At 68.0% G+C, this 18,423-nt stretch carries 12 protein-coding genes; 3 read left to right on the top strand and 9 right to left on the bottom strand.

The genetic code is table 11. The features are described 5' to 3' along the window. Positions 1 to 13 precede the first annotated feature (13 nt). The 4 genes from QSK45_RS22400 to QSK45_RS22385 form a co-directional block, all read right to left on the bottom strand. Positions 14 to 1,597 (bottom strand): type I restriction-modification system subunit M, encoded by a 1,584-nt coding sequence (locus QSK45_RS22400; RefSeq protein WP_285559594.1) that lies wholly within the window; start codon positions 1,595 to 1,597, stop codon positions 14 to 16. Continuing rightward, positions 1,594 to 3,186, bottom strand: coding sequence for a restriction endonuclease subunit S (locus QSK45_RS22395; RefSeq protein WP_285559929.1), 1,593 nt, complete (start codon positions 3,184 to 3,186; stop codon positions 1,594 to 1,596). Before QSK45_RS22395 ends, QSK45_RS22400 begins: the two co-directional genes overlap by 4 nt. A 2-nt stretch (positions 3,187 to 3,188) precedes the next feature. Beyond that, a complete protein-coding gene (locus QSK45_RS22390) occupies positions 3,189 to 6,773 on the bottom strand; it encodes a type I restriction endonuclease subunit R (protein WP_285559591.1) in 3,585 nt (1,194 codons plus the stop codon). 89 nt (positions 6,774 to 6,862) lie between these two features. Beyond that, positions 6,863 to 7,057, bottom strand: coding sequence for a hypothetical protein (locus QSK45_RS22385; RefSeq protein ID WP_037659963.1), 195 nt, complete (start codon positions 7,055 to 7,057; stop codon positions 6,863 to 6,865). A gap of 177 nt (positions 7,058 to 7,234) precedes the next feature. Between QSK45_RS22385 and QSK45_RS22380 the strand changes: the two genes are divergently transcribed. Next, a complete protein-coding gene (locus tag QSK45_RS22380) occupies positions 7,235 to 9,349 on the top strand; it encodes a S9 family peptidase (protein WP_285559588.1) in 2,115 nt (704 codons plus the stop codon). Between the two features lie 128 nt (positions 9,350 to 9,477). On the opposite strand, the gene QSK45_RS22375 is transcribed toward QSK45_RS22380, so the two are convergent. Genes QSK45_RS22375 through QSK45_RS22355 form a run of 5 tightly spaced genes read right to left on the bottom strand, consistent with a single transcriptional unit; the run spans position 9,478 to position 15,053 of the window. Continuing rightward, positions 9,478 to 10,557 (bottom strand): ABC transporter ATP-binding protein, encoded by a 1,080-nt coding sequence (locus QSK45_RS22375; RefSeq protein ID WP_285559587.1) that lies wholly within the window; start codon positions 10,555 to 10,557, stop codon positions 9,478 to 9,480. Beyond that, entirely contained in the window at positions 10,541 to 11,524 is a 984-nt protein-coding gene (locus tag QSK45_RS22370) for an ABC transporter ATP-binding protein (protein WP_285559585.1), read from the bottom strand. The genes QSK45_RS22375 and QSK45_RS22370 overlap by 17 nt, the downstream gene beginning before the upstream one ends. Positions 11,525 to 11,531: 7 nt before the next feature. Beyond that, on the bottom strand, positions 11,532 to 12,512 hold the full coding sequence (locus QSK45_RS22365) for an ABC transporter permease (RefSeq protein WP_285559583.1): 981 nt from the start codon (positions 12,510 to 12,512) through the stop codon (positions 11,532 to 11,534). Then, positions 12,505 to 13,428, bottom strand: a complete 924-nt coding sequence (locus tag QSK45_RS22360) for an ABC transporter permease (RefSeq protein WP_285559581.1) — start codon at positions 13,426 to 13,428, stop codon at positions 12,505 to 12,507. Before QSK45_RS22360 ends, QSK45_RS22365 begins: the two co-directional genes overlap by 8 nt. Before the next feature lie 5 nt (positions 13,429 to 13,433). Next, positions 13,434 to 15,053, bottom strand: a complete 1,620-nt coding sequence (locus tag QSK45_RS22355) for a peptide ABC transporter substrate-binding protein (protein WP_285559579.1) — start codon at positions 15,051 to 15,053, stop codon at positions 13,434 to 13,436. Between the two features lie 473 nt (positions 15,054 to 15,526). On the opposite strand from QSK45_RS22355, the gene QSK45_RS22350 reads away from it, so the two are divergent. Then, positions 15,527 to 16,555 (top strand): ABC transporter permease, encoded by a 1,029-nt coding sequence (locus QSK45_RS22350; RefSeq protein ID WP_285559577.1) that lies wholly within the window; start codon positions 15,527 to 15,529, stop codon positions 16,553 to 16,555. Positions 16,556 to 16,635: 80 nt separating this feature from the next. Then, positions 16,636 to 18,396: an ABC transporter substrate-binding protein gene (locus tag QSK45_RS22345; RefSeq protein ID WP_285559575.1), complete on the top strand. Its 1,761-nt coding sequence runs from the start codon at positions 16,636 to 16,638 to the stop codon at positions 18,394 to 18,396. Positions 18,397 to 18,423: the final 27 nt, after the last annotated feature.

The raw sequence follows: 18,423 nt of genomic DNA, 5'->3' as shown, positions 1-18,423 counted from the left end.
CGACTGGACCCGGTTACTCGACCTCGACCTCCGGTACGTCCACCTCGCCGCCCAGGGAACGGGCGATGGCCGTGAACTCGTTCAGGGCGGACTGGAGGTCGCGGACGATCTCCTCGGCGATCACCTCGGGCGGCAGACCGCTGTCGGCGTCGTCGAGGGCCGGGTCCTTCATCCACGTGATGTCGAGGTTGACCTTGTCGCGCGCGATCAGTTCCTCGTAGCTGAACTTCTTGAACGGCCCGTTCTCGTCCTCGGACTCGACGCGGGACGAGCGCGGCTCGCCGGGCCGGTAGGCGGCGACGAAGTCGTCCAGGTGCGCGCGGGTGAGCGGGCGTTGCTTCAGCGTGAAGTGCTGGCCGGTACGGAAGTCGTAGACCCACGTCTCGGTGGTGTGCGGCTTGCCGTCGGCTCGCGGGGACTTCTTGTCGAAGAAGAGGACGTTGGCCTTGACGCCGCCCGCGTAGAAGATGCCGGTGGGCAGTCGCAGGATGGTGTGCAGGTCGAACTCGTCCAGGAGCTTGCGGCGGACCTTCTCACCGGCCCCGCCCTCGAAGAGGACGTTGTCGGGCAGGACGACGGCGGCACGTCCGCCAACTGCCGTGAGCGACATGATGTGTTGCAGGAAGTTGAGCTGCTTGTTGGTCGTGGTCGCGGTGAAGTCGTCACGGTCGTACTGGATGTCCTCCTTCTCCACCTCGCCGTCCTGACCGATCACGGTGATCGCGGACTTGCGGCCGAAGGGAGGGTTGGCGAGGACGAGGGTGGCGTGCTTGCCGCTGGGCTTGTCGGCGAGGGCGTCGCCGACGGTGATGAGGCTCGGGCCGTCGCTCTTGCCGATGCCGTGGAGGAGCATGTTCATGGCGGCGAGGCGGGCGGTGCCGGTGACGAGTTCGTTGCCCCAGATCTTGCGGCCGCTGTCGTAGGCCATGCGCTCGTCCAGCGACATGGTCTTCATGTGGTGCTCGCGGATGTAGGCGTGGGCGGCGATGAGGAAGCCGCCGGTACCGCAGGCCGGGTCGGTGATGGTGTCGTCGTGGTCGGGCTGCGTGACGTCGACCATGGCGTCGATGAGCGCGCGGGGGGTGAAGTACTGGCCGGCGCCGGTCTTGGTGTCCGACGCGCCCTTGGCGAGCAGACCTTCGTAGGCGTCGCCCTTCAGGTCGGTCCCGGTGACGGCCCAGTCCTCCCGGCCGATCAGCTCGACGACAAGCTTCTCCAGAAGGGCGGGCTTGGTGATCCGGTTCTGGGCGTCGGCGAAGATCGTGCCGATGGTGGTTTCGGGCTGGCTGCCGAGATGTTCGAGGATGTCGCGGTAGTGCTTTTCCAGCTCGGGACCGCGCTTGCCGACGAGGGACTGCCAGTTGTAGTCGGCCGGGACGAGGGCACTCATGTCCTGCCCGTCCCAGGGGTCGTTCTCGATCTCGTCGACCATCTTGAGGAAGAGCAGGTAGGAGAGCTGCTCGACGTACTCGATGGTGGACATGCCGTTGTCGCGGAGGACGTTGCAGTAGTTCCAGAGCTTGGAGACCAGGGTGTTGGTCTGGGCAGCGACCTTGGCCTTCTCGGCGGGCTGCTGGGCGTCTGCGGGGGCGGTCACAGGTCGAACTCCTGCTGTACGGCGAGGGCGGGGACGGGGGTTGGTTCAGGGGCGGGGCCAGTTGCAACGGCGCCCCGCAGGGCCGATGACGTAGCCGCCCGTCGGCGGGATATCTTGCCAGCACGCTTGGGCGGATCCTGAGCGGCACGTTCGACAGCGATACGGGCAAGGAGATCGGCGGCAGGCTCATCCTCAGGCGACTGCTGTGTGAGTCTTCCGGAGAATGCTGCACGGAGGAGCGATTCGCGCAGTTGGATGGCCCGCAATTTCGCGGTTTCTCGGCTCTTGTCAGAATACTCCAGCAGACGATACCAATCGCGCAGGTTTTTCATGATCTTCACCTGCTCCTCGGCCGGAGGAACAGGAATGGGGAACATTGCCAACTTAACGCTATTCACGTTCGCTTGGCCGACCTGCTGCGACAGTACCGACCTGATATATTTTCGACCGCCGACACTGTTTACGTAAGTACTTACCCAGTCGGGATCGATCCCGTCCGCGAGACGGCACCGAATCAAGTACGAGGCGAACACAGCCTCACCCAGGTCGTCTCGGTACACCGCAGATTTCCCAACCAATTCAGCACTGTTGGTGCGGTTGAACAGCAGGTCTCCGCCTTGGAGTCGCATAGGATCGATATCTGGATGATCACCTGGCAGATACTTTATGTCGTTCAGGACAATGCTCCCTGATTGGATATTACCCATCCTGATCACGGGGACTGCATCGTCGGCAGCCGAGGTTTCAGCTTTCGCCGAGGTTCCGTACTGAATCATCAACGACAGCGACCCCAGGGTCCTCCATTCCCAACCCTCGGGCAGATCGTGACACCATTCCTGCGCGGGAGTTCGCTCTTGACTCCAACGCTTCTTGCCAGCATGTGCGGAGACTTGAGCGTCAACCCGCTCCAGGAGAGGCTGGGCCAAAAGAGGCGAGCCGCCGCTATCGGAAAGCAACGTTCCGGAGAAGGCCTTGGCCGCCAGCGACCGGCGCAGACCTGCACTACGCACGGCAGAGGACCGCAGGGACCCGAGGGCCACTTCAAGCCGCGACAGCTGCTCCTCCAGGACCTCGACGATGCGGTGCTGCTCCGCGAGCGGCGGTAGGGCGAACTCCACACGGTTCAGCTTCGAGGTGCTCAGCGTGTAAAGGCCGCTAGTCGACTGAGCCACTTTCATCAACTGAGCCGAAATAGTGGGGGAGTTCCAAAGGAGCTCAAGAAACTGAGGATCGATACAGGAAGTCGGCCGCACCTTGATCAAGTGATTCTGGTGCACTGCATCCTTGATGGCGCCCCGCCACATAGCGGCACGGCCAATCTGATCCGGGCTCCCATTTCCTTCGACTACGAGCAGGTCACCGTCTCTCAGACGAAACCGATCCAGCTCACCCTCGAAAAGCTCAACCTCGTGGACCTCACCGAGGTTCAGAGACCCACGCCCAACGTTGGCTACACGCAGAAAAGGGAACTTGTTCTTCACCGGACGGCGCTTGCCCTGCTTCTGAATACCCCCAGTAACGTCGCAGACCTGATCCAATTGGACCCAAGCCCACCCCGCCGGAAGCTCTCTCTCCCCGTCCACGCTCACACTCAAGCCAGTTCCTGATTCAGCTCATCCAACAGTTCCAACGCCTTGTCCTTGTCCCCGAACGCCCGCATGAAGCCCCGGCCTCCGCCGCGCTCGGTGAAGGGGGCGACTCCGAAGTCTCCCGGCTCTATGCCGACGTCGTTGGAGATGGCGTTCTTTATCCGCTCCAGCCACCACAGCTGGTCGTCCGTGAACTCCACACCCGCCTGCCGCTGCCGCAGCAGCCAGCCCTCGAAGCGCTCCTGGACCACCGTACGGTACGGGCGCAGCTCGTCGTCGGCACCGAGCTCGTAGCGGATGAGGCGCATCAGGTCGCCCAGGCCGGCCTCCTTGCCGGGACTGGCCGCCGCCCTGCCGAGCTGCTCGTAGTGATCCCACAGGACGGTCGGTGTCCAGGCGCGGTTGGTCGCTCGCACCTTGGCCGCCAGCTCCTTCAGGGCAGCCCTCGCCTCTCGCGGAGCGACGCGCGCGCCGCTGCCCAGGGCGACGCGGATCGCCGCGTTCTCGTCCTGCTGCTCCTTGGTGAGGAGGCCGTTCCACTCGTCGAGTTCCTTGCGGGCCCGCTCCTGCCGGGGGATCTCCCGCAGCTCTGTGACCAGTACCTCGGTCGTCTCGTCGTACGTCAGGTCCTGCTGGTGACGGATCTCGAGGATCAGCTTGCGCAGCTCCGGGCGCGAGGTGAGCGGCGCCACGGCGTCCTGGACCTTCTTCCGGGCCAGCTCGGGGCCGCCTTCGTGACGGGCCTGGTCCTGGGTGTCGACGTCCACCGCGTCCGCGATGTGCCGGGCCAGGTCGGCCAGGCTGACGCCGCCGGACGTCCGGGCGAGAAGGGCCCTGTCCTCATCGTCCAACTGGCGGTCGATGCGGGCCAGGCGGCGCCCCAGGGTCTCGGCCTCGTCCGCCGTCAGCGACCGCGTGCCCGCCTTGTCGAGCAGCTTGGCCAGCGAGACGCCCCGCTGTTCACCGGCCGGGATCAGGGGGCGGGCGTCCACCAGAGGCGAATCGGTGACGCCCACCGCGTCGATGAGGACGAAACGGTCCTTCGTCAGGTCGGAAGCCGCCTCCGGAGTCACCTTCTTCAGGTCGTCCGGGTCGATGGAGCGGGCCCCCCGGCCCTTCATCTGCTCGAAGAGGACCGGACTCTTCACCGAGCGCAGGAAGATCACGCACTCCAGCGGCTTCACGTCCGTGCCCGTGGCGATCATGTCGACGGTCACCGCGACCCGCAGGCGGGGCGAGTTCCGCAGGTCGTTGATGAGCGAGTCGGGGTCGTCACCGTTCGCCCGCGACCGGTAGGTGATCTTCTTCGCGAACTCGTCGCCGCGTCCGAAGACCTCCTTGACCTGCTTGAGTACCTCCTCGGCGTGGTCGTCGCCCGCCGCGAAGACCAGGGTCTTGGGAAGGTCGGCCCGGCCCGGGAACCAGCGCTGCCAGTTGTTCTTGTACGTCGTCAGCACGGCGCGGATCTCGTCCTCGGTGATCACCGAGCGACCCAGCTGCGAGGTGGTGTAGGCGAAGTCCTCGTCCAGTTCCTCGTACCGCTGGGCACGCGTCTGCCGGTCCCGGATCCGGACGGTCGTACCCTTCTCGATCTTCGCGCCGCCGTTCTCCCGCAGGTCGGTATTGAGGCGCACGATGTCGAAGTCGACGTTGACTCCGTCTGCGACAGCCTGTTCGTACGTGTACTTCGAGACCTCGTTGTGGTCGAAGAAGCCCCTGGTCTGCCGGGTGGGCGTGGCGGTGAGGCCCACCAGGTGGGCGTCGAAGTATTCCAGGACCCCCCGCCACAGCCCGTAGATCGAGCGATGGCACTCGTCCACGATGATCACGTCGAACGACTCGATCGGGACGTCCGGGTTGTACTCGACGGTGATCGGCTCGTCCGCCACGTACGTCTCGTTCAACGGGGCGCCCGCTGATTCGTCCGTCTCCGGCTCGTCCGTCGTCTCCGGCTCGTCCGTCAGCGGCTCGCCCTTGAGAAGCGCGTACATCCGCTGGATGGTGGAGACCACGACCGAGGAGGTCTCCTGGAGCCCGCCGCGGCCCAGCATGTCGACGTTGTAGAGGTCGGTCAGCTTCCGGTTCTCGTCCGGCGTGCGGTACTTGTCGAACTCCGCGCGGGCCTGGCGGCCGAGGTTGTTGCGGTCGACGAGGAAGAGGACCCGGCGGGCGCCCGCATGGCGGAGCAGCCGGTAGGTCTCCGTGACGGCCGTGAAGGTCTTGCCGGCGCCCGTGGCCATCTGGATGAGGGCGCGTGGCTTGTCGGCGGCCAGGGAGTCCTCCAGGCCGGTGATCGCCTCCACCTGGGCCATGCGCAGCCCGTGGGTCTCCAGCAGCGGCATGCTCGTACGCAGGGCCGCCCGGAAGGTGGGGGCGTCCGGATGCTCTTCGGCGTACCGCATCCACGCCGCGAGAGTCTCCGGGCGGTGGAAGCCGAAGACCTCCCGGGAGCGGGCCTCCGGGTCGATCCGGTTGAGGAAGTACGTCTCCGTGCCGGTCGTGGCGTAGCGGAACGCGAAGGGCTCCTCGCGGCGCCACACGGCCATCGCGTGTTCCTTGAGCACGCCCGCCGCGTACCGCTCGTTCTGTCCCAGCGCTCCGGCCAGCGGCGTGCCTTCGCGCTTGGCCTCGATGACGCCGACGATCTTGCCGTCGACGTAGAGGACGTAGTCGGCGCGGCCGGTGGCAACGGTGAACTCCTCGATGGCGACGCCCCTGCCCGCCAGCGGGTTGGCGTCCGCCTTCTTCTGCACCGCCCAGCCCGCCTCGGCGAGCATCGCGTCGATCTTCGCCCGCGCCTGGACCTCGTTGAGAGGCGCCGGGCGCTGGGCGCGCTCCACGATCGCGTCGCGCGCGGCGGAGGCGATCCTGCGGGGCTGGAGGCGCTCGCGGTCGTACTGCTGCCGGTGCGCCGCCCGCAGTTCCTCGACCTGCGCCCGCAGTTCCTCGACCTGAGCGGCGTGCATCACCTTGGCCTGCTCCGCGCTGGCCATGAGTTCCTCGGCCCTGGCACGGGCGCGGCGCTCGGCCTCCAGACGGTCACTGGTCTCCGAGAGCTTCACCTGCGACTCGGCGAGAGTACGACGATGCTCGTTCAGGGCCTCCCGCAACTCCGCGAGCTCTTCGGGAGAGACCGACGGGGTCTCGGCAGGCAGTGTGGGAGGCACGAAGGCCGTCACCGTGCGCGTGCCGCCCAGGGCCCGGTCGAACAGGTCGCCGAGCTGCCAGCACAGCTTCAGGGCCTCCAGGGCCTTCGTCGTGTCGAAGAGGTGGTTGTGCGCGGCGTCGTTCCGGCCTCGGCGCAGCTTGTCGAAAGCCGCACGGCTCCAGCCCACGAGCACGCCGGCGCGCGTGAGTGCGTTCAAGCGGTCGACCTGGCGGGTGCCTTCGACCCGGGTGCCCGTACGGGTGACGAACTCCTCGGCCAGGACCTCACCGAACTGACCGGCGCTGACGTAGGCCGCGTTCGGGTTGGTCAGAACGGTGAGTTCGGCCTGCGAGCCGTAGATCGCCAAGAGAGGCTGGTACCCGTACAGCCGCCCGAAGTTGGGTGACGCCTTCGCCAGTTCCCTCAGTCTCCGGTCCACGCCCTGCTCGTCCACCCGCTGCCCCCAGCCTCACTCGTCCCAGGACGGTCAAGCTTACGAAGTCAGGCAGCGGGCCGAAGCAGAACAGGTCAGAACTTGATGCTGCCGATCATGCTGGCCACGTTCGTCGTCAGCTGGCTGATCGTGGGCGCGATGGTCGAGGAGGCGAGATAGAAGCCGAGCAGCATGCAGACCACCGCGTGGCCGCCCTTCAGCCCCGACTTCTTCATCAGCAGGAAGACGATGATCGCCAGCAGCACCACCGCCGAAATCGAGAGTGCCACGGCGGCTCACCTCCAAAGATCCCAGGGACACGGCTGTTCGGAAAGATCGGTAGAGCAAGTCCATGCGGACACCGGCAGGTTCATACCCACACAGCGGTAGTGATCATAACTATCCGTACTCGCGCATCGCTCGGCGCACAGCCGCACAAGGGGGCGCATGGCCAATATGGTCGGGGTATGACGACCGAGTCCGACTCCTTTCCCCGCAGGCACGCCAGGACCCAGCGGTTCACCCTCGGCGCGCCGCGCGGGTTCACCGTGGCGCCCGACGGCGCACGTGTCGCGTTCCTGCGTTCGAGCTCCGGTGCCGACCGGGCCAACTCCCTCTGGGTGATGGACCTCCCGGACGGCACCGAGCGGCTCGCCGCCGACCCGGGCGCCCTGCTCAAGGGTGCCTCCGAACAGCTCTCGCCCGAGGAACGGGCCCGCCGGGAGCGCACCAGGGAGGGCGGGGCCGGCATCGTCGGCTACGCCACCGACGCCACCGTGGAGTTGGCGTCTTTCACCTTGTCAGGGCGGCTTTTCGCGGCGCGCCTGACGACCGGCGAGACCCGTGAACTCCCCGTCCCGGGGCCGGTGATCGACCCGCGTCCGGCGCCCGACGGCCGGCACATCGCCTACGTCGCCCGGGGTGCCCTGCGCGTGGTGGGCGCCGACGGCGAGGGCGACCGCGCGCTCGCCGAGCCGGAGACCGAGCAGGTCACCTACGGCCTCGCGGAGTTCATCGCGGCCGAGGAGATGAGCCGTACCCGGGGCTTCTGGTGGGCCCCGGAGGCGGACCGGCTGCTGGTGGCCCGCGCGGACGACACGCCGGTGACCAGGTGGTGGATCTCCGATCCGGCACACCCCGAGCGTGAGCCAAGTAACGTCGCCTACCCCGCGGCCGGCACTGCCAACGCGGACGTACGGCTGTTCGTGCTCGGCCTCGACGGGTCGCGCACGGAGGTGCTCTGGGACCGTGCCCGCTACCCGTATCTGGCCCGAGTGCACTGGTCAGAGGCGGGGGCGCCGCTGGTTCTGGTGCAGTCCCGGGACCAGCGCGGACTGCTCTACCTGGCGGTGGACCCGGACACCGGGGCGACCCGGATGGTGCACGCCGACGAGGACCCAATTTGGCTGGAACTGTTCGGTGGGGTTCCCTGCTGGAGCCCCTCCGGACAGCTGGTCAGGATCGCCGACGAGGGTGGGGCGCGCGTGCTGGCCGTCGGCGAACGTCCGCTGACCAGCGGCCAGTTGCACATCCGTGCGGTGCTGGACGTGGGCGCGGACGACGTGCTCGTCTCCGCCTCCGCCGGAGCCGACGCGGAGGCGCCCGAGATCGGCGAGATCCATGTGTACCGGGTGAACGAGCTGGGCGTGGAGCGCGTGTCCCGGGAACCCGGTGTGCACTCGGCGGTGCGCGCCGGGGACGTGACGGTGCTGGTGTCCGCGACGCTGGACAGGCCGGGCGCCCGTGTCCAGGTGCTGCGTGACGGAAAAGTGACGGCGACTGTCCGGTCCTACGCCGAAGACCCCGGTTTGTCCCCCCGGGTCACTCTCACCGAGGGGGGCGCACGCCGAATTCCGTGCGCCGTGCTTATGCCACGGGACTACCCCGGTGACACTCCCCTGCCGGTTTTGCTGGACCCCTACGGTGGCCCGCACGGTCAGCGGGTGGTCGCCGCGCACAACGCCCATCTCACCTCCCAGTGGTTCGCCGACCAGGGCTTCGCCGTCGTGGTCGCCGACGGCCGGGGCACCCCGGGGCGCTCGCCCGCCTGGGAGAAGGAGATCAAGGACGACCTGGCCGAGGTCGTGCTCCAGGACCAGGTCGACGCGCTCCAGTCGCTCGCCGAGCGGTTCCCGCTGGACCTGCGCCGGGTGGCGATCCGGGGCTGGTCCTTCGGCGGCTACCTGTCCGCCATGGCGGTGCTGCGCCGCCCGGACGTCTTCCACGCGGCGGTGGTCGGCGCGCCCGTCACCGATCTGCGGCTGTACGACACCCACTACCAGGAGCGCTACCTGGGCGACCCGAACGAGCAGCCGGAGGTCTACCGCCGCAACTCGCTGATCGAGGACGCGGGCCTGGTCGACGCGGCCGAGCCGCACCGCCCGATGATGGTCATCCACGGCCTGGCGGACGACAACGTGGTGGTCGCGCACTCGCTGCGGCTGTCCTCCGCGCTGCTGGCCGCGGGCCGGCCGCACGAGGTGCTGCCGCTGTCCGGGGTGACCCACATGACCCCGCAGGAGACGGTCGCGGAGAACCTGCTCAACCTCCAGCTGGACTTCCTGCGGCGGTCCCTGGCGTGACGCGGACGGCAGCCGTCAATTGCGTTAACGAACAGGCAACTTGACGGAAGCAGCTCCGATATACGGACGCGGCAGGCTGCACAGCGTACGGCCGTGCGGGTGCCGTGAACGGGCCGGGGTGCACCATGTCACCCCGGCCCGTTGCCGTCGGCTCCGGTGGCTTCGGGCGCCCCCGGACCCTCCGGCGGCACCACCCGCCTCTCCTCCGCGAAGTGGCACGCCGAGTCGTGGGCGGCCGGACCCCGGCGGAAGACCGCCGGCACCGCGAGCGCCGGCACCTCCACCGCGCACCGCTCCCGCGCCTTCCAGCACCGGGTGCGGAAGCGGCACCCGGAGGGGATGGCCGTGGGGGAGGGCACGTCCCCGCTGAGGAGGATCCGCTCGCGGTGCTCCCTCGCCTCCGGGTCCGGGACCGGCACCGCCGACAGCAGCGCCTGGGTGTAGGGGTGCGTCGGGTGCTCGTAGATCTCCTCCTCCCGGCCCGTCTCCACGATCCGGCCCAGGTACATGACCCCGATCCGGTCCGAGATGTGCCGCACGATCGACAGGTCGTGGGCGATGAACACATAGGAGAGGTCGAACTCCGCCTGGAGCCGGTCCAGCAGGTTGATCACCTGGGCCTGCACCGACACGTCCAGCGCGGACACCGGCTCGTCGGCGACGATGATCTCCGGGCGCAGCGCGAGGCCCCGCGCGATGCCGATGCGCTGGCGCTGGCCGCCGGAGAACTGGTGCGGATAGCGGTTGACGTACTCCGGGTCGAGCCCCACCACGTCCAGCAGTTCCCGGACCCTGCGGCGCCTGTCCCCCTTGGGAGCGGCCTCGGGGTGGATCTCGTACGGCTCCCCCACGATGTCGCCCACGGTCATCCGGGGGTTGAGGGAGGTGTACGGGTCCTGGAAGACCATCTGGATGTTGCGGCGCACGGCCTTCAGGGCGCGGCCCGACAGCCGGGTGATGTCCTCGCCCTTGAACCGGATGGACCCGGCGGTCGGCCGCTCCAGGTTGCACAGCAGCTTGGCGACCGTCGACTTGCCGCACCCCGACTCGCCGACGATGCCGAGGGTCTCCCCCCGGCCGAGGGTGAAGTCGACGCCGTCGACCGCCCTGACCGCGCCGATCCGCTTCCTGAACACGACGCCCCGGGTGAGCGGGTAGTGCTTGACGAGCCCGCTGACCTCCAGGATCGGTTCACTGCTCGCCGCCATCCAGGCACTCCCTCCAGAAGTGGCAGGCGCTGCCGCGGTCCCCGGACACCTCGTACAGCGGGGGCACGTCGGTGCGGCAGACGTCCCGGGCCATCGGGCAGCGCGGATGGAAGGAGCAGCCCGGGGGGATGCGCGACAGGTTCGGCGGCAGGCCCTTGATGGCGTACAGCTCCCGCCCCTTGAGGTCCAGGCGCGGGATGGAGTCCAGCAGGCCGCGCGTGTAGGGGTGGGCGGGCGCCTTGTAGATGTCGCGCACCGGCGCCGACTCCACGATCCGGCCGGCGTACATCACCGCGATCCGGTCGGCGACGTCCGCCACCACGCCCAGGTCGTGGGTGATGAGGACGAGCCCCATCCGGTACTCGCGCCGCAACTCCGCGAGCAGGTCCATGACCTGCGCCTGCACGGTGACGTCGAGGGCGGTGGTCGGCTCGTCGGCGATGACCAGCGCGGGCTCCAGGGCCAGCGCCATGGCGATCATGATGCGCTGGCGCATGCCCCCGGAGAACTGGTGGGGGTAGTCGCGCACCCGCTGGGCGGCGCCCGGGATGCGCACCCGCTCCATCAGGTCGACCGCCTTCGCCCGCGCGGCCTTTCGCGACATCCCCCGGTGCACCACGAACAGCTCGCCGAGCTGGTCGCCCACCGACAGCACCGGGTTGAGGGCCGACAGCGCGTCCTGGAAGATCATCGCCATCCCGGCGCCCCGCAGCCGCCGCCGTTCCTCCTCCTTCATCCGCAGCAGGTCCCGGCCCCGGAAGAGGATCTCCCCGCCGGTGATCCGCCCCGGCGGCATGTCGAGGATCCCCATCACGGCCTGCGCGGTCACCGACTTGCCCGAGCCGGACTCGCCGAGCACCGCGAGGGTCTCCCCCGCGTCCACGGTGCACGACACCCCGTTGACGGCCCGGGAGATCCCGTCCCGGGTCCTGAACTCCACGCGCAGATCGCGGACGTCGAGCAGCATGGCGCCGTCACCTCAGCCTGGGGTCGAGGGCGTCGCGCACCGCGTCGCCGAGCATGATGAAGGCCAGGACGGTGACGGCGAGGGCGCCCGAGGGCCACAGCAGGGCGTGCGGGGCGTTGCGGATGTAGGGGGAGGCGGCGGAGATGTCGATCCCCCAGGAGACGCTGGGCGGCTTCAGGCCCACCCCCAGGTAGGACAGGGTCGCCTCCAGGGAGATGTAGGTGCCGAGCGCGATGGTCGCGACGACGATGACCGGGGCGACCGCGTTCGGGGCGATGTGGCGCAGCAGGATGCGGGAGTCGGAGGCCCCGAGGGCGCGGGCCGCCTGGACGTAGTCGTGCTGGCGGGCGGTGATGACCGAGCCGCGCGCGATGCGGGAGATCTGCGGCCAGCCGAGCAGCACCATGAAGCCGATCACCGGCCAGACCGTGTTGCTGGTGACCACGGACAGCAGCACCAGCCCGCCGAGGACGACGGGGATGGCGAAGAAGATGTCGGTGACCCGGGACAGCAGCGCGTCCCACCAGCCGCCGAAATAGCCCGCCAGACCGCCGAGGACGGACCCGAGCACCGCGACCCCCAGGGTGGCCAGGACGCCGACCGTGACGGACGTACGGGCACCGTAGACGGTGCGTGTGTAGACGTTGCAGCCCTGCCCGTCGTACCCGAAGGGCGCGCCGGGCCCGGGGCCGTCCTGGGACTTGGCCAGGTCGCAGCCGAGCGGGCTGCCCGAGGCGATCGCCGAGGGCCACAGGGAGACGAACACCAGGAAGAGGATGACCAGGGCCGACAGCAGGAAGACGGGGTTGCGGCGCAGGTCCCGCCAGGCGTCGGACCACAGCGAGCGGGGCTTGCCGGCGGGCCCGGCGCCCGGCGGCCCGCCGGGCGCCCGCTCCAGCGTGGTCGCCTCGCTCGCGCCGAGGTCCATGGCACCGCCCATGCCGGTGCCGGCGATGGCGCCCTCGGGCTCGTACGGCTGTTCAGGCATAGCGGATCCTCGGGTCGAGTACGGCGTACAGGAGGTCGACGAGGAGGTTGGCGAGCAGGAACACCAGCACGAGGACGGTCACGAAGCCGACGACCGTCTGGGTGTTCTGGCGCAGGATGCCCTGGTAGAGCTGGTAGCCGACGCCGTGGATGTTGAAGATCCGCTCGGTGACGATCGCGCCGCCCATCAGCGCCCCGATGTCGGTGCCGATGAAGGTGACCACCGGGATCAGCGAGTTGCGCAGCAGGTGGCGGGTGATGACACGGCGTCGGGGCAGGCCCTTGGCGGTCGCGGTGCGCACGTAGTCGGAGCGCCTGTTCTCCGCGATGGAGGTACGGGTGAGCCGGGTGACGTAGGCGAGCGAGACGGAGGCGAGGACCAGCCCCGGCACGATCAGTTCCCCGAAGGTCGCGGCCGGCGAGACGGACGGTCTGATCCAGCCCCAGGCGACGCCGAGCAGCAGTTGCAGCAGCAGGCCGGTGACGAAGGTGGGCACGGAGATGACGACCAGGGTGGCCAGCAGCACGCCCGTGTCGACGGGCCGGCCGCGCCGCAGGCCGGTGACGACGCCGAGCGCGATGCCGATGACGATCTCGAGGAGGACGGCCACGACGGTGAGCCGGATGGTGACCGGGAACGCCGCCGCCATCAGCTCGGTGACCGGCTGGCCGTTGAACGCCGTGCCGAAGTCGCCGGTGAAGACGTTTCCCATATAGGTGGCGTACTGGCGCCACAGCGGCTGGTCGAGGCCGAACTCGCGCTTGAGCTGGGCGGCGGTCGCCGGGTCGCAGGCGCGCTCGCCGCACAGGCCCGCGATCGGATCGCCCATCACGTTGACCATGAGGAAGATCAGCAGGGTGGCCCCGACGAAGACCGGGATCATCTGGAGCAGTCGCCTCGCGACGTAGCGGCCCACGCGGCTCAGCCCACCTTGATCTCGTTGTAGACCGGCACGCTGAACGGGTTGAGCGTCACCCGGGAGAGCCGGGCGGTGTAGCCGGCGCTGCCGTTCTGGTACCAGAGCGGGATGGCCGCCATGTTGTCGCGGACGACCTTCTCGGCCTCCTGGAACAGCCGCACGGAGGCCGCCCGGTCGGTCTCGGCGTTGGCCCGGTCCACCAGCCGGTCGAACCGCGCGTCGGACCAGCGGCCGTCGTTGGAGGAGGCGCCGGTGTAGTAGAGCGGCTGGAGGAAGTTCTGGATCAACGGGTAGTCCATCTGCCAGCCGGCCCGGAAGGGACCGGTCATCCGGTGCTGCCCGATCTGGTTGCGGAAGTCGGCGAAGGTGCCGACGGGGTTGCCGACGCACGCCTTGTCGTCACCGAGGGCGTTGTTGATGGAGTTGCACACGGCGTCCACCCACTGCTTGTGCGAGCCGGTGTCCGCGTTGTAGGTGATCTTCAGCCGGCCGCCGGGGATGCCGCCGCCCTCCCGGATGAGCCTGCGGGCCCCCGCCGGGTCGTAGTCGCAGGCGTGGCCGCACAGCCCGTCCTGGAAGCCGCCGGCCGTGCCGAGGACCGGGGAGGTCCAGTCGGTGGCCGGGGTGCGGGTGCGGCGGAAGATGGTCTCGGTGATCTGCGCGCGGTCGATCGCCATGGACAGCCCGGTGCGGACCTTGCGCGCCCCCTCGGTGTTCCACTTCGGGTCGTAGTAGGGGAAGGCGAGGGTCTGCAGGATGCCGGCCGGGGTGTTGATGTAGCGGCCGTCCAGGTCGGTGCGGACGTTCTTGAGCTGGGTGGCGGGCACGTCGTCGACGAGGTCGAGGTTGCCGGCCAGCACGTCGGTGTACGCGGTGTTGCTGTCGGTGTAGACGAGCAGGGTCACGCCCTCGTTGCGGGCGGGGTCGGGGCCCGGGTAGCCGTTCCATTTCTTCAGCGTCATCGCGGAGCCCTTGGCGTAGGACGCGATCCGGTAGGGCCCGTTGCCGACCGGCTTGCGCAGCCAGCCCGCGTGGTCGGTGAAGAAGACGCGCGGCAGGGGCGCGTAGGCGGCGTAGCCGAGGGTGTCGGGGAAGCCGACGAACTTCTGGTTCAGGCGGACGGTGAAGGTCCTCGGTCCGGTCACCGTGAGCCCCGACAGGGTGTCGGCGCTCTGCCGGCCGCTGTCGGGGTGGACCTTGTCGTAGCCGTCGATGTAGCCGAAGAAGTACGCGTCCTTCTGGTTGTTCCTCAGGCTCGCGCCGTAGTTCCAGGCGTCCACGAAGGAGCGGGCGGTGACCGGCTCACCGTTGCTGAACCGCCAGCCGTCCTTGACGGTGACGGTGAAGGTGCGCGAGTCCGGGGTGCTGATGCGCTCGGCGAGCATGTTCACGGCCCGGCCGGTGCGGGGGTCGTACTTCTTCAGGCCCCGGAAGACCATGTCGAGCACCTTGCCGCCCTGGACCTCGTTGGTGTTGGCCGGCTCCAGGGGGTTCTGCGGATCGCCCCACGAGGAGGTGAGTACCCCGGCCCCGCCGAAGCCTCCGCCACCACCGCATCCGGCCATCGTCAGCCCGGTGGCGATCGCGCAGGCGGCCCGTCCGACGCGCGTCACTCCCCGCATGGGCGCCTCCTCCTGGCGATCACCGGATTCATTACCGGTCAATATCGGCTCATACGACACATACCGCATGTGCAATACCGGATTGAGGGACCTTTAGAGGGACACGTCGGCCGATTGCAGGCACCCTCCCCCGGGGGGTCGATGATCTTGTAAGGCCCACGCAACAGATCTCCGCGTAACGTTGCCGAAACGTTGGATTGGGAGCGGTCGATGTACGTATTTCGACACTCGACCGTCCGCATAACGAACTTCTTGCCCGATTAGTCCGATTGGTCCGATGTGAAGCACGGATTGATTACATCGCGCTACCCGCGTAGCTACAGTTTCGCCAAGCAGAGGCAAAGAAGGTAAAGACAAGCCCAAGTCGGCCGAGAATTTATTGACCTTGAATGAATTGCGTTGAAAAAGTCCGGCGTAGCCCGTAGGGGAGCGCCCTGCGGAGTCATCAGACCCTCCCTTGGGCCAGGAGCACCATGACCTCCCCAACTCCATCCGCGGCCACCCCGCTTGAGGTGACCGACGAGACCGTCACGAAGTCGACCACTTCGAGCGGTCCGAAGGGCAGTGAGAGCCGTTCTCCGGGGCGGCTCGCTTGGAAGCGCTTCAAGCGCGACAAGACGGGCGTCATATCCGCCTATGTCGTGATCTTCTTCTTCGTGATCGCGATCGCGGCGCCGTTGATAGCCAAGCTGTACGGCAAGAACCCGTACACGACGTACGCCAGCCAGGACCCGAGCCTGCTGGACGCGTTCGCGTACCCCGCGGGCCCGAACGGCGGCATGAGCTCGCAGTTCTGGTTCGGCGTCGAGCCGCAGCTCGGCCGGGACGTGTTCACGTTCCTGCTGTACGCCATCCGGACGTCGCTGGGCATCGCGGTGGCCACCACGATCCTCACCGTCACCCTGGGCGTCGTGGTCGGCATCACGGCCGGCTACCTGGGCGGCAAGACCGACTACCTCGTCAGTCGGGTCATCGACATCCTGCTGTCGTTCCCGTCCACCCTGTTCTTCATCGCGTTCATGCCGGTCGTCTACGGCATCTTCGTCGCTCCCGACGACAACATCCCGACGTGGCTGCGCGCCGTCGCCCTGATCGTGGTGCTGACCGCGTTCGGCTGGGCCACCATCGCGCGTCTGCTGCGCGGTCAGGTACTCGCCCTGCGTGAGCGCGAGTTCGTGGAGGCGGCGAAGGTCACGGGCGCGTCTCCGATGCGCATCGTGTTCAAGGAGCTGCTGCCCAACCTGTGGACACCGATCATCATCCAGGGCACTCTGCTGCTGCCGACGCTCGTGACCACGGAGGCCGGCCTGTCCTTCCTCGGCGTCGGCATCATCGACCCGACCCCGGACTGGGGCGTGATGATCGCTCGAGGATCCACGTTCTACTCCCAGGACCTCACCTTCATGCTCTTCCCGGGCATCTCGATGGTGCTCTTCGTGGTCGCCTTCAACCTGCTCGGCGACTCCGTGCGTGACGCGCTCGACCCCAAGTCCAAGCGGTAGCACTTCCTTCCACCCGGTCCGGCTCGATGGCGTCCGGCTGGTTACGACCGTCCGAATCGACCCCTATAGGCAGGCTCAGCATGTCTTTTTCACGTAGAAACTTCCTGATCGCCACCGGTGTGGCCGCGGCCTCCACGACTGTGCTGAGCGCCTGCAGCAGCGGGAAGAGCGACTCCGGCACCGACAAGAACGTGCCGTCGGTCGGCGACGCCAAGACCATGAACATCCCGGTCGGCACCAAGGCCGACTCGACGGGTCCGGCCCCCGAGGTCCCGGGCGCGGTCAAGGGCGGGACGATCTACTCGCTCGACCAGTTCGACATGGACCACATGGACCCGGCGCAGGTCTACGTCGCGACCGAGGGTGCCATCACCCGCCCGATCCTGCGCGGTCTGACCGGCTACAAGGTGGACGACAAGGGTGGCGCCATCCTCGTCGGCGACGTCGCCACGGACGCCGGCACGATGAAGAACGGCGGCAAGACCTGGACGTTCACCATCAAGGACGGCATCAAGTGGGAGGACGGCTCCGCCCTCTCCATGGACGACGTCCGCCACACGTTCGAGCGCCTCTTCGCGTCCTTCGTGACCGAGGGCCCGCGCTACGTGCAGCAGTGGATGGTCGGCGGCGACAAGTACAAGGGCCCCTACGACGGCAAGCACCTCGACTCGCTCGAGATCTCGGGCAACACGGTCACCTTCAACCTGACCGAGGCCCGCACGGACTTCAACTACACGCTCGCCATGCCGGGCTACGGTCTCGTGAACAAGAAGCACGACACCAAGGAGAAGTACGACAAGCAGCCGTTCGCGCTCGGCCCCTACCGGATCGGCAGCCGTGACATCGGCAAGTCGCTGACCTACGTGCGCAACGACCACTGGGACCCGAAGACGGACCCGATCCGCAACGCGTACCCGGACAAGTTCGTCTTCCAGTTCGGCTTCGAGCTGGTCGCCTCCACCGACCGCTACATCGCGGACAAGGGCAACGACCAGTACGCGATGTCGATCTTCAACGAGGTCGCGCCCGAGCGCATCGCGCAGGTCATGACCAACGCCACGCTGAAGAAGCGCGTCCTGACCCAGGTCGACACGGTCACCTACTACTGGCCGATCAACATGACCCGGATCAAGGACGTCAAGGTCCGCCAGGCCATCAACTACGCGTGGCCGCACCAGCAGCTGCAGACCATCCGCGGTGGCGCGGCCAGCACCGCGATCGCGACCACGATCCTCAGCCCGGTCACCCCCGGCTACGAGAAGTTCGACCTCTACGGCACCGAGAAGAAGCCCGGTGGCGACCCGGCCAAGGCGAAGGCCCTGCTGAAGGAGGCCGGCAAGGTCGGCCAGAAGCTCGTCATCGCCTACCAGGCGTCGGACACGGCCGTGAAGACCGCCGTGGCCATCAAGAACGCGCTGGAGGCGGCGGGCTTCCAGGTCGTCAACAAGCAGGTCGACAAGTCGACCTTCTACACCCAGATCGGCAAGATCGACAACGGCTACGACCTGTTCGCGGCCGGCTGGAGCCCGGACTGGCCGAACGGTTACTCCGTGTTCTTCCCCTGCTGGGACGGCAAGAACATCGGCGACGGCCGCAGCAACTACGCCCAGCTGAACGACCCGGGCGTCAACAAGGCGATCGACGCCGCCTCCAAGATCGCGGACGTCACGCAGGCCAACAAGGCCTGGGGCGAGGTCGACCGCCAGATCATGGAGATCGCGCCGGTGGTCCCGGACTACCACGCCATCCGCAACTGGATGCACGGCTCCAAGGTCGGCAACGTCGTGTACGACCCGGGCAACACCTGCGTCGCGCTCACCAAGCTGTACGCGATGAAGTAACCGTGTAGTACCCACCGGGGGGGCGGC

The sequence above is a fragment of the Streptomyces hygroscopicus subsp. hygroscopicus genome (assembly GCF_030269125.1).
GTDB lineage: Bacteria > Actinomycetota > Actinomycetes > Streptomycetales > Streptomycetaceae > Streptomyces > Streptomyces hygroscopicus_C.
This window is presented reverse-complemented; position numbering and strand designations above follow the sequence as displayed.